Annotated in this window: 8 protein-coding genes and 1 pseudogene; 5 read left to right on the top strand and 4 right to left on the bottom strand. The window is 41.8% G+C overall.

Features of this window, described 5'->3' with window-relative positions; all coding sequences use genetic code 11:
* Positions 1-33: 33 nt before the first annotated feature.
* The 3 genes from BW139_RS03575 to BW139_RS03565 all read right to left on the bottom strand — a co-directional run bounded on the left by BW139_RS03575 (position 34) and on the right by BW139_RS03565 (position 4,800).
* Positions 34-2,082 (bottom strand): S9 family peptidase, encoded by a 2,049-nt coding sequence (locus tag BW139_RS03575; RefSeq protein WP_075169990.1) that lies wholly within the window; start codon positions 2,080-2,082, stop codon positions 34-36.
* 139 nt (positions 2,083-2,221) lie between these two features.
* Positions 2,222-3,454, bottom strand: a complete 1,233-nt coding sequence (locus tag BW139_RS03570; protein WP_075169987.1) for a threonine/serine exporter ThrE family protein — start codon at positions 3,452-3,454, stop codon at positions 2,222-2,224.
* Positions 3,455-3,576: 122 nt separating this feature from the next.
* Positions 3,577-4,800, bottom strand: coding sequence for a glycosyltransferase (locus BW139_RS03565; RefSeq protein ID WP_076918703.1), 1,224 nt, complete (start codon positions 4,798-4,800; stop codon positions 3,577-3,579).
* 275 nt (positions 4,801-5,075) lie between these two features.
* On the opposite strand from BW139_RS03565, the gene BW139_RS03560 reads away from it, so the two are divergent.
* The 3 genes and pseudogenes from BW139_RS03560 (at position 5,076) to BW139_RS03550 (ending at position 8,580) form a co-directional block, all read left to right on the top strand.
* The gene (locus tag BW139_RS03560; protein ID WP_076918702.1) at positions 5,076-7,526 is read left to right on the top strand and encodes a prolyl oligopeptidase family serine peptidase; all 2,451 of its coding nucleotides are present in this window, start codon (positions 5,076-5,078) and stop codon (positions 7,524-7,526) included.
* 43 nt (positions 7,527-7,569) lie between these two features.
* Positions 7,570-7,773: pseudogene (locus BW139_RS03555) on the top strand (alpha/beta hydrolase family protein); the annotation flags it as partial.
* Positions 7,774-7,962: 189 nt separating this feature from the next.
* On the top strand, positions 7,963-8,580 hold the full coding sequence (locus BW139_RS03550) for a LysE family translocator (protein WP_076918700.1): 618 nt from the start codon (positions 7,963-7,965) through the stop codon (positions 8,578-8,580).
* A 33-nt stretch (positions 8,581-8,613) separates the two neighbouring features.
* On the opposite strand, the gene BW139_RS03545 is transcribed toward BW139_RS03550, so the two are convergent.
* On the bottom strand, positions 8,614-9,498 hold the full coding sequence (locus BW139_RS03545; RefSeq protein ID WP_076918699.1) for a LysR family transcriptional regulator: 885 nt from the start codon (positions 9,496-9,498) through the stop codon (positions 8,614-8,616).
* 121 nt (positions 9,499-9,619) lie between these two features.
* Between BW139_RS03545 and BW139_RS03540 the strand changes: the two genes are divergently transcribed.
* Positions 9,620-11,605 (top strand): ligand-gated channel protein, encoded by a 1,986-nt coding sequence (locus BW139_RS03540; protein WP_076918698.1) that lies wholly within the window; start codon positions 9,620-9,622, stop codon positions 11,603-11,605.
* 268 nt (positions 11,606-11,873) lie between these two features.
* The gene (locus tag BW139_RS03535; protein WP_010389247.1) at positions 11,874-12,728 is read left to right on the top strand and encodes a PA4780 family RIO1-like protein kinase; all 855 of its coding nucleotides are present in this window, start codon (positions 11,874-11,876) and stop codon (positions 12,726-12,728) included.
* The last annotated feature ends 423 nt before the right edge of the window (positions 12,729-13,151 follow it).

Below are 13,151 nucleotides of genomic sequence, written 5' to 3'. Positions count from 1 at the left end.
TATTTATGTTGGCCTTTGCTATTAAGCTAATACTTATTTGTTAGCGTCTTTCACTGCTTTTAATTTAGCTGCATGGTCAATTTCAAATGCAGGCATGTCTTTTTTGCCTTCCATTAAGTAGTTGTCCATCCAACGCATTAAACGCAAGCTGTAATCGTACTGTGCCGCTACTTTACGGTTACCATGGCCTTCGCCTGGGTAGTAAACAAGGCGAACATCTTTACCTTGCACTTTCATGTAACGGTAAAGTTCCATAGATTGTGCAGGGTGAACGCGAGGATCGTCTTTACCATGCATAATAAGCAGTGGCGTTTCAGATTGACCCGCCCAGTAAATTGGGCTGCGCTCTAGGTACCATTGCCATTTATCCCATGGGTATGAACGCGCATGAACTAGGTTCATTTCGTTTGAAATATCAGTAGTACCAAATTTAGATAGCTGATTAGTGACACCCACAAACATAACGCTGGCAGCAAAGTGCTCGGTTAGCTTTGTAGCGCCCCAGGCTGATGCATAACCGCCGTAAGAACCACCGGTAATACCCACGCGTTTAGTATCAACTAATCCCATATCAACAAGGTGATTTTTAAAATCAACTAAGTCGTCAAACTCTTTACCTGCGTAATCGTTTTGACCTAGTTTAGAGTAATCTACGCCTTTACCTGTTGAACCTCGGTAATTAGGGTAAAATACCGCGTAACCACGTGCAGCGCCCATTTGACCAGGACGCGAGTAGTTAGTTACCCAACCGTTTTTATCATGACTTTCAGGGCCACCGTGTACCGACATAATTAGTGGGTAGCGTGTGCCTTTTTCATAATCGAGTGGGTAAACTAGAACACCATCAAGCTCTACACCGTCACGCGCTTTAAGGGTAATTGTTTCTTGTTTAGCAAAGCGTTTGTCGTTTAACCAGCTGTTTGAATCAGTTAAACGTTTTGCCTTGTTACTGCGCACAATAAAGACTTCGTTAGGGTGTTTTGCCGTGTTACCACGAAGTGCTAGGGTTTTATCTGAATCAGAAACACTTAGCTGAGAGGCAATAAATTTACCTTCTTTTACTAGCTTTTTGTATTTGTTAGAGCCGGTTTTAATGCTCGCAACAAAACTTTCTGTGCCAACATTGGCAATAAAGTTAAGCGTGTTACGTTTATGCGACCATTCAAAGTCAACAACGTGGCCCATAAAGTTAGGTAACCATTCAGTGATTTCGGCGGTTTTAGTATCGGCAATAAATAAGCGGCCAGTTGCAGGGTCGTGCTTATCTTCAGCACCTAAAATAGCAATGTATTTACCGTCATGCGAAAGCTCGGCATCGCCTAGCTTACCTTCAGTTTTAAACGATAAGGTGACTTTGTTGCTGGCAATATCAAACAAGTGCCACATCGATTTTGTGTATTTATCATCAATTAGTGCAGTAGGTTGAGTTTTAACCAGAAGCTTTTCACCATTCGCAGCCCAATTAACGTCACTCACGTAGCTATCAACATTGAGTGCGGTTGGAGTAAGTGGCTTGTCGGCTTTAGCTAAATCTACAATAAAAAGCTGCTTGTTTTTAAGGCCTTGCTCGTACACTTCTGCTTTAAAGCCAAGTTTTTTAAGTTCTTTTTCTGACTTATCAGCAGCTGGCATTGCTAAAATAGCGACTTGCTTGTTATCAGGGCTTAACTGATAGCTTGAAATAGATGTGTCTTTTAATGACATAACCGCTTGTGCTTGGCCGCCATCAACAGGTATTTGGTAAAGCGAAGTATATTTGTCGTCTTTTAATTTCGCTAAAAAGTAAATTGTTTTACTGTCGTTCGACCATTGTAGGCTTTTAATATTAACCGAGCCGGTAATAAAAGGGCGTTCAACACCTTTATCGTCAACAACGTAAAGCTCACTGTAATTGCTACCATTTTCGTCAACGTAAAGCGTGCGAGGTAACGAACGGGTAAATGCAACACTGTCGCCATCGGGGCTAACAGTTGTTTGTATTACCGATTTTACTTTTGGAATGTCTTCAACAGTGATTGCTGATTGCGCAAATGCAAGTGAGCTTGAAAGCCCAATTGCTATCGCTAAGCTAGTTTTTAGCATTGTTATTTCCTTTGCTTTATTAGATTTCAGCCATTATAGCAAGGTGTTCTTAATATACTAAAAAATGCGATTAATCCTCAAAAGAGGGGGTTTAATGAAGGCAATAATGCTATAGCGCGGTGTGAAACCGCGCTTAATGTTATAGACTTTTTTTAGGAGGAAGCGCTACGTTAGCAAAAATAAGTCCGGCCACGAGCGACATGAAAATTAAAAACGTTTGCTGACCAATATGATCTGCATAAACAAAGTCTTGGCCTTCAATTAGTGAGTTTAAACCAATATACGTTTTGCTCCCAGGCACTAATACAATTAATCCCTGCATAGCTACAATAGAGGCCGGAGCATTGGCAACACGGTTAAATAAGTTGCTAAATACACCGACTGAAAATGCACCAATAAAGGTGCCTAACGTGTAATTTAAATCTAAATATATAGCAGGCCCAATACTGGTGCCATAAGCTATAAAGCCTGAGGCAATAGACCAGATTGCATGTTTAAGCTTAGTTCTAAAAATAACGATTAAGCTACTACATAAAAGTAAAATAGCGAGCCATGCAGTCCACTTTGGTAACGGCTCTGGTTGTACGAAATCGGCTTGCCCAAAGACCGCAAAGCCAATAGCAAGACCAATAAAAGCCCCAAAATAAAGCTTAAACAGCAACATAAATGAGTCCATAACGCGAGCTGTGCCCGATACTAAATGTCTGGCTGCGAGTTCAGCAAGGCCAAGTGCAAGGGCTAAACCGGGTATAAACACAATAATGGCAGAAAGCACAATTAATCGAATGTTGATGTGTGCATCTAAATGAACGCTAATAGCACAAGCAAGAATAGCCGACACTATTGCCACTAATGGCTCAAGCATGTGAGCCACACGTTTCGAACGGGCCGACCACAATACAAATAAGTATACAATAAAGGTTAATAACCCAGACCACAGAACATCATTCCAACTGGTGCCCATAAGCATTGCAAATGCGCCGCCAGAGGTGGCAAAGGCAACGCCTGTCAGCACTCTGTTATATGGATTTGGGGCATCAAAAATAATATCAAGTTGCTGATCAACCTCTTGCAACGTGAGCTCACCATTAAGCATTTTATTAACTAGGTCATCGGTATCGGCAAGTGAACCTAAATCGTGATCGCCTGGGTCAACGCGGGCAACATGGGTATATTCATCTTCATGGCCATCGGTCCAAATAACAAAGGTAACCGACGTGGGCGACATAACAAACGATGATTTAAGATCTAAATAAGTCGCCACTTCCATTAAGTGGGCTTCTAAGCGATAGGCAGGTGTACCGTATTTATGGAGCATTTTGCCCAATTTAACGATAAATTTGCGTTTTTCAGTAAACGTTGCGGTTTTCAAATTTGTTTTGAACCAACTATTAAATAACTAAGCTAAAAATATAGGCAATAATGCTAAAATTGCCCAAGTTTATTTGCGGCGATTTTAAACACAAATCGCCGCCTGTCTAGTGATTTTTAATGTTATTTTTTATTTTTTTCTGCTATCCACTGCGACATATATTGTGTGCTGCGCATGGTATGGTGTTTGAGCATTTGACCCGTGAAATTTTTCATCCGGTGAGCATCTAAATGACTGCTTATTGAGTCGATTTTTTCAATTAATTGAGCACTTAACTGTACTTTGTCATACAGAGTATTAAGCAGAAGGCCGCCAGCGGCTTGTGCTTCACTAAATTTAGCCTCGTTGTTGTATAAAGAGACTGCGGCATCTGCAAAAGCTTGCGTATCTGCTGTTACCACACCTGGCCACGGCAACGTGCTGTGCATACCTTCGCTGCCAATAGGCGTGGTGATGCTTGGGGTTTGCATGATCATGGCTTCTAAAAGTTTACCTTTAATACCTGCCCCAAAACGCAAAGGAGCTAAGCAAATCCGCGCACTTTGCATTACTTCATACGCATCATCGGCCCAGCCTTTAATTAAAAAGCCGGTTTTAGGATTATTAAGTGCGGTGGCTTTTGGTGGTGGGTAAGAGCCATAAATATGTAATTCTGCTTGCGGTAGTTGTTTGCGGATAAGCGGCCAAATTTTTTGTAAATAGAGTACCGCATCCCAGTTTGGGGCATGTCTGAAATTACCAATGGTCATAAAGTGTTGGCGTTGTTGATACGATTTAGTTTGCTCAGGTAAGGCACTTAAATCAACCATAAAAGGTAAATGATGCAACACACTAGGCTCAACTTTAAACACTTCATTGAGTAGTTCCATCTCATAGCTTGAGATAATTAAGCTGAGATCGCAGCGTAAAATAGCGGCTATTTCACGTTTAGCTATGTCTGATAGTAAATCGCTGTGGTTGAATTCGCGCTCACCTTTATGCGCTTCGTGGCGTGCATTACGCAGACACTGTAAATCTTCGGTATCCAAAATTTTAAGTGCATTAGGACAATGCTTATCTACGCGCCAACCAAATTGCTCTTCCATCATAAAACGATCGAACATCACTAAATCGGGGTTGTAAGCTTTAACATAGTCATCAAAACTATCGCAGTTAAGAGCGATACTTTGGCTGGTTATACCAAAGTCGGCAAGGTCAACCATGTGTTCGGTAGGCAGTGCGGGCGTGGCGAACTCAACATCCCAGTTTTGCGCCCTAAACGCATTTAGTAACGACATCATGTGCGTACCTGCAGCAGATGAATTGGGCTCTGGCCATACATAGCCAATTACCAGCACTTTTTTCATTGGCTAGATTCTCTAATTATTTGATGGAAAAACAGACTCAAACACTGTGGTATATTTTTAAAAGCTGTAACGGTATTTAAAAAGCAGAGTATGATTTCGAAAAACTAAAATGCTGCAAATTAATGGACATAAACAACCGATTTTAGCGTTGAGTAAATAGGCGTGTATTTTAGCGTATTCAGGCTACTTAAGTCATTACTTAGCTTAACACTTTATGAATGGTGCAAAACGTGTTTATATATCCGGTAATATTTAACAATAAAAAGGATGAAAACATGAATGCTTTTAGGCTGTTAATTGCCTTGGTAGGCTGCATTGTTTTATTGCCTGCAAGTTATGCAGAGCAAGGATATCAAACCCCTTCACCAGCGCTTGCTACGCTCGTAGATGCTAAGTTAGCACCAACTAGTTCTTTATCAAGTGATGGACAGTGGCTGGCTTTGTTTGAACGCAAGCGTGTTGTGTCGCTTGATGAGCTGGCAAAAGAAGAATTTAAGCTTGCGGGGATCAAGCTCAACCCAGCTAATTTTTCACGCTCACGGGTAAGTGCCAAATACAGTGCTTTAGAACTTAAGCATGTAGAAAGTGGTACTGTGGTTAACGTAAATAATTTGCCGCAGGGGATCATTCGCTCTCCTCGCTGGTCAGCAAATAGCGAGTATTTAGCGTTTATTGTTGAACAACCGGATAACGCACGGCTTTGGGTTTATAGCGTTAAAACCAAGCAAGCAAAGCAGTTAAATGAGTTTGCACTTAATTCAGTATTAACCGCTACACCTTATCAGTGGTTACCCGATAGCACAGCGATTGTGGCGAATTTAGCGGTTAACTTAGACAAACCCAGATTAACCAATGATACCCAAAGTACGGTACCAATTATTCAACAAAGTAGCGGTGAAAAAGCCCCAGCGCGTACTTATCAAAACTTATTAACCAGCCCATTTGATGAAGCACAATTTAAATTTTATGGTCAAGGTCAATTAGCGTATATCACGCTTGATGGTAAAGCACAGCCAATTGGCCGTGCTGGCTTATTTAAATCGTTTTCAATTTCGCCTGATTCAACCAATATTTTAGTCGCGACCATCGACGAGCCATTTTCGTATCAAGTCCCTTACAGCCGTTTTGCAACTACATGGCAAATATGGGGAATGCGTGGATATGCATTAGTCGAGCTGGCAAAGCAACCCCTTGCCGACAACATTCCACAAGGGTATGACAGTGTTCGCACTGGTCGTCGTGATTTTGAGTGGCGAGCCGATCAGGGTGCGGAGGTTATTTGGGCCGAAGCGCAAGATGGCGGCGATATGAAAACTGAGGTTGAGCATCATGATTACCTTTATAGTTTACGAGCACCATTTAAACGCGACCCTAAATTATTTGCCAAAGTAGAGCGTCGTTTTGCAGGCATACAATGGGGTAATGATAATATTGCTATGCTAAGTGATTGGCGCTTTAGTGACCGACAAGTGCGCACTTATGTAATTCAACCACGTAATGCTGATAGTAACCGCGTGTTATTTTCAGAGCGAAGCTACAATGATGCCTATAAAGATCCAGGTAGTGCCATATATGAACGAAACGACTTAGGCACGCGTGTTATAAAAGTCGTAGGCGGACGTTACATTTACCTTCGTGGAAACGGTGCATCTGAGCAAGGAAATATTCCATTTTTAGATCAATATGATGTAAAAACAAATAGCACTAAGCGAGTATGGCAATCGGCTGCACCTTACTACGAGCGAGTGCGAGCTTTATTAGACGATGAAGGTAAGCGTATTATCACTATTCGTGAATCTAAAACGCAGCAGCCTAACTTTTTTATTCGTGATTTAGATAAAGATAGCTTAACGCAACTGACCCAATTTGAGCATCCGTATCCAGCATTTAAAGGGGTGACTAAAGAGCAATTACGTTATACCCGCGATGACGGTGTTGAGCTTTCAGGTACGCTTTATTTACCGCCAGGGTATGACAAAACACAAGGGCCTTTACCTGTTCTGATGTGGGCATATCCACTTGAATATAAAGATAAAGCGGTTGCTTCACAAGTACGCGAATCAGAATACGAATTTACCTACATAGGTTACTGGGGCCCAATGCCTTATTTAGCTAAAGGAATTGCGGTATTTGACGATCCTAAAATGCCGATTGTAGGTGTTGATGGCAGTGAGCCAAATGATCACTTTAGAAAACAGCTGGTTTCTAGCGCCAAAGCAGCGGTAGATGTACTGGTTGAAAAGGGTATTGCTGATAAAGATAATATCGCCATTGCAGGACACTCTTACGGTGCATTCATGGTGGCTAACTTATTAGCGCATAGCGACTTATTTAAGGCTGGTATTGCCCGAAGTGGTGCGTATAACCGCACATTAACGCCGTTTGGTTTTCAAGGTGAAGAACGTGATTTTTGGCAAGCACAAAGTGTGTATGCAAGCATGTCACCGTTTTTCCACGCTGAAAAAATTAACGAACCTATGTTAATGATCCACGGTCAAGAAGACCCGAATTCGGGCACTTTCCCGATGCAAAGTGAGCGTATGTACGCAGCGCTTAAAGGCCTAGGTAAAGAAGCGCGGTTAGTGATGCTTCCTTACGAAGCCCATGGCTACCGTGCCCGTAAAAGCTTATTACATGTGCTATGGGAGCAAGAGCAGTGGCTTGATAAGTACTTGCTAAGTGATAACGTTGAACCAGTTGATATGGAAGAACAACCGATTCAATAGTGTATTATGCCGTGAGATCAAGAAGATCCACTCTTAATCTCACGGCACTTTCCCAATGCAAAGTGAGCGTATGTACGCAGCACTTAAAGGCCTAGGGAAAGAAGCGCGTTTAGTGATGCTTCCTTACGAAGCCCACGGCTACCGTGCCCGTAAAAGCTTATTACATGTACTGTGGGAGCAAGAGCAGTGGCTTGATAAGTACTTGTTAAGTGATAACGAAGTAGACACTGAAACAACAGTAAATTAATTTGCTAAGAGTTTCGAGCTCAGGGCTTCGAGGTTTGGCGGCGCGAAATACTGCGCTGCTAACTCGGGCTAAGCTCGTTGCCCGTAGCCCGACTCTCGATGCTGTTATTTCTAATTTACCGATAGCTATTTTTCCTTTACCCTTTCATTCAAAATTAACACTACTTTTTTAACCTATTGCGAGCTTTAAATGATTGATGTAGCTGCACTTGCGGTATTTGTTCCTACGTTCTTTTTTGTGTCTATTACTCCGGGTATGTGCATGACACTGGCCATGACTTTAGGCATGAGTATAGGCGTGCGCCGAACTTTATGGATGATGATTGGTGAGCTATTAGGTGTCGCCAGTGTTGCGGTAGCCGCGGTGTTAGGTGTTGCCAGTGTAATGCTTAATTACCCCAGCGCATTTGATATTTTAAAATGGCTAGGTGGCGCTTATTTAATCTACATTGGCATTAATATGTGGCGTGCGAAAGGAAAGATGTCGGTTGATACGCATAACACAACAGCGGTGAGCCGATATTCATTATTTTCACAGGGGTTTGTAACCGCCATTGCCAATCCAAAGGGATGGGCGTTTATGATTTCCTTATTACCTCCTTTTATTAACGTACAATACAGTGTTGCGCCCCAGTTAGCGGTGCTGGTGGCCATTATTTTGCTCTCAGAGTTTATCTGTATGATGATTTATGCAACAGGTGGTAAAAGCCTGCGGTTATTTTTAACCAAAGGCAATAACATTAAGTGGATGAATCGTATTGCGGGGAGTTTAATGGTGCTAGTAGGAGTTTGGCTTGCAATTAGTTAACTATAAACAAGCCTTAACCTGAACTTAGCTTATTTAAATAGCTGAAAATGATGCGTTAAGTGCTTTAATTGCAGCTTTTGTTTTTGCTGCTAACGTGTCGCGTGCAGGCGTTAGAGCAAATACATCGTAATGGGGAAGCTGCCAATCAGTGCATATTTCTAAAAGTTCTCCTGTAGCTAAGAAATTGCGTACTTCAGGCTCTGGCAAAATAGCATAGCCTAACTCATCGAGAACAAATTGAATCACAGTTTGCATATTATTAATGGCAATACGTGCTTTTGGTAGTGTTGTGCTTTCACCGAGGGTAAGGTGCGTAAGCGCCGGATCAACAGCTATATGTGCAATGCGGTTATGCGCTTTTAGGTCATCCAGTGTGATTTTTGGTTGCTGTGCTAGTGCATGATTTTTATGAACACACAGTATTAATGGCCAACTAGCGAGTTGGCGTGCAATTAAGTTTGAGTCTTCGAGAGGACCAATCGCCAACACCAAATCAATACCTGTTCTGATCATATCAATCGGCTCGTCAGAAAGCGTTAAGTGCACATCTATATCACTAAATTGGTTAATTAAATGCTTTACAGGCTCGCTTAATAACCCACCACCAAAACCAACTGGGGCTGCTAGTTTTAGTTGCCCACTCGGACAATTTTGTAAATGCTGTAATTGTTCTGATGTAGCTGTTGCAACGGCAAGCATTTGTAAGCAACTTTGATAATACAGCTCACCCGCCTCGGTAAGCGTTAATTCCCGAGGGCTGCGATTAAATAAACTCAAACCTACATCTTGCTCTATTTGTTTTATTTGCTGACTAATTGCAGAGGTTGTCATTAAAAGGTCAGCGGCAGCTTTACTCATACTTCCCGTTTGTACTGTGCGAACAAATATATTCAGGGTTTTAGTTAACTTATCACTCATACCGTTAAGCCTTACTTAAATTAGCTTTAATAAAAATAACATTGTGAGAAAGGGAACTTCTCACTATTATCGCAAACGCTAATTATTATCATTTACATGCTAAATGTCACGGAGAAATATCATGAACACGGTAAGTTGTAAGTTAAGGCCGGTAACTGCATTTATTTTAAGTACTTTTGCAATTGCTAACCCTGCTTTTGCTGATGAAAAAAAACAAGATATGGAAGTAATGGTTGTCACTGCTTCTGGTTACGAACAAATGCTCAAAGAGGCACCTGCAAGTATTAGTGTTATCGACAGAGCGCAGCTAGAAAAACGCTTTTATCGTGACTTAACCGACGCAATGGCTGATATTCCGGGTGTAATAGTGACTGGCGGAGGTGACAGAAAAGATATTAGCTTGCGTGGTATGGCAAGCCAATACACGCTTATTCTTATTGATGGGCAACGCCAAAGTTCAAGAGAAACACGACCAAATAGTGATGGCCCGGGCGTAGAAGGTGCTTGGACGCCGCCAATTTCAGCGATTGAACGTATTGAAGTAATACGTGGCCCTATGTCGTCGTTGTATGGCTCTGATGCTATTGGTGGTGTGATCAATATTATTACCCGTAAAGCCCCAGAGCAGTGGTATGGAGAACTGCGTTTAGACAGCACCATTCAAGAGCAAAGCCAGTCAGATGATATAAACCAAGCCAGCTTTTTCACTTCTGGTGGCATTATTCCAGATCTATTGGGCGTGCAATTATACGGTCAATTTTCAAAGCGAAATGAAGATGATTTTACTGCAGGATTTCGAGGCAAAGAACAAAGTAATGTAAAAGCTAAGTTCACATTAACACCTAATGATAGTCACGAATTAATGTTTGAACTTGGCTCGGCAAAACAAACATTAGATGAAACCCTCGGCAAAACAGTTGCCGAGCTTGCTCCAGGAGAAAGTTGTGGTCGACGTGGCTGCCCTGAATCAGCAACTACTGAGTATGAGCAACAAACATACTCTATGTCACACAATGGTTTTTATGACTTTGGCTCGTCGCGTAGTTACATTAAATACGATAAGTTTGATAATAACTCACGTGAAATGTTTGTCGAAAATACCGACATTCAAACGACATGGAGTTTACCGCTATTTAGTGAGCATAACTCTACGTTTGGTGCGACCTATCTAAAAGAGTCATTGGATGATTATACAAGCAATAAAATTAGCGACTTAACCCATGTAGAAAACGAGCAATGGTCTGTTTTTGGTGAAAACGAGTGGGCAGCAACGGATGACTTTAAGCTCACCGCCGGCCTGCGTTACGATCATGATGGCAATTTTGCCGGTCATTGGAGTCCACGTTTATACGGTGTTTATAGCGCATCTAAAGCGATCACCATCAAAGGCGGCATATCAACGGGTTTCCGTGCGCCAAATATTCGCCAATCTACTGCGCAGTGGGGACAAGTGAGTCGTGGCGGTAATATTTATGGTAACCCTGACTTAAAGCCTGAGCAATCAGTCAACTATGAAATGGGTGTTTACTATGATTCTGGACGCGATTTAAGCATATCGACAACCGTTTTTTATAATGAATTTGATGACAAAATAACTCGTATAGCATGCCCATTAACGCAGTGCACAGATGGCCCAAATCAGTTCGGTTCCATGCCAACTACCTACATTAATGTGGATGAAGCCATAACCCAAGGTATTGAGCTATCAGTAGATTACGATATTTCAACTGAAATTGATGTGAGTGCCAGTTATACCTACACCGACTCAGAGCAAAAAACCGGTGAATATAAGGGGAGCCCACTTAATCAGCTACCAAAACATAGTTTACAAACGTCTTTAAATTGGCGTCCAACAGATAAGTTAGGCGGATGGTTACGCGTGCAATATCGTGGTGAAGAAAGCCAGCCAACGACAGGGCCTTCACAAAGCAGTTTAATTGCTCCTGATTATACCATTGCCAATTTAGGTGCTAATTATCAGCTAAGTGACAGCGTTAAACTCGGTGCTGGAATTTACAACTTGCTTGATAAAGAGATCACAGAGCAAGAGTATGGTTATGTTGAAGATGGTCGCCGTTATTGGGCGTCTTTGGTGTGGCAGTTCTAAACACTTTTTAATAATACAAAGTAAACGAGTACGCTAAACCGTACTCGTTTTTTGGTTTTATCTCGGTTCTTGTTCAATAATGTTTAAAAAGCACAAAAGGCGGTTGGCTTTTTCTGTGTAGTCGCTTATTCTAGCAGCGTATTTAGTCATTAAATGTAACTTTAAAGTTTACTAATAATTTATAACTTTCTTCAATCCCCAAAGGTATGCCTCGTTTGAACCACATAGCAAAACAAAAAGCCAGCCCTGTATTTTTAGTAGGTGTCGTTTGAAAATACCTAAACGCTTACAGCCATTAGTTGATGATGGTTTTATTGATGAAGTGATCAGCCGTTTGATGAGCGGTAAAGAGGCCGATGTATTTGTAGTCGCCTGTGGCGATGACATTCGCTGCGCTAAAGTATACAAAGATGCCAGTAAGCGCAGTTTTAAAAAAGCTGCACAGTACCAAGAAGGACGAAAAGTGCGAGGCGGGCGCCAAGCCCGTGCTATGGGTAAACGTTCAAGTTACGGCCGTCAATTAGAAGAAGAAATTTGGCAAAATGCCGAGGTTGACGCACTCTCGCGTTTATCTTCAGCAGGTGTTCGGGTACCGCAAACTTACGGCTGCATTGACGGTGTATTGCTAATGGAACTTGTAAGTGATGATGAAGGCGATGTTGCACCACAACTTGGCGCGGTTGATTTAACTGAACAACAAGCCATTGAACAACATACATTAATGATGCACTACATCAAATTAATGCTGTGCGCTGGGATTATTCATGGTGATTTATCGGAGTTTAACGTACTTGTAGATAGCAATGGCCCAGTAATTATTGATTTACCCCAAGCGGTTAACGCCTCTGCTAATAATAGCGCAGAAGCCATGTTTGCCCGTGATGTAAATAACATGCGCCGCTATTATGGGCAATTTGCACCGGCGTTATTACACACGCAATACGCCAAAGAAATGTGGGCATTGTTTGCAGATGCTAACCTAACCCCGCACTCAAAACTCAGTGGCGAATTTGAAGACGACAGCGAAGCTGCAGATGTAGACTCAGTACTTGACGAAATTCAAGCCGCCTTTGATGAAGAGCAAGAACGTAAAGAACGCATTCGCGACGCCGATGAGCAATAATCTTTATACGTGCTGAGTTTTATATAGTTTTAACTATTAGATCAAAACCTAGAAGGTAAGTAAGAGCGATAACCGGTCATTGAGGTTGGCTGAATATCGTCGTTAATTGATTGGTTAAACTGCTCTTTGCGCACATATTCAGAAAATGAGCGCCGAGCGCATATTGGTTCATTTAACTCTACCTAAAAATTTTAGAAAGCTTAATGATAGTAATGCCTTAGGTAATTTGTTAAAACTATACAAAATAGATAAATGAGCGTTAAGTCGGCAAAGATATGCGCGATGAGCGCAATATTAAATTGTTGAACTAAGCCGCTACGCGGAGATCCTATTCTTATCATTTGAGCCACACTTACCTTGGGGTTATCCCATAACTTGGAGGTAAGTCATGAATACACTCATTGAACAAGTCAAAACTGAAAT

Origin of the sequence: Pseudoalteromonas sp. SK18 (assembly GCF_001974855.1) — a bacterium.
In the GTDB taxonomy this organism is placed as follows: domain Bacteria; phylum Pseudomonadota; class Gammaproteobacteria; order Enterobacterales; family Alteromonadaceae; genus Pseudoalteromonas.
The sequence above is the reverse complement of the archived record's forward strand: the minus strand, read 5'-3'. Positions and strand labels throughout refer to the sequence as shown.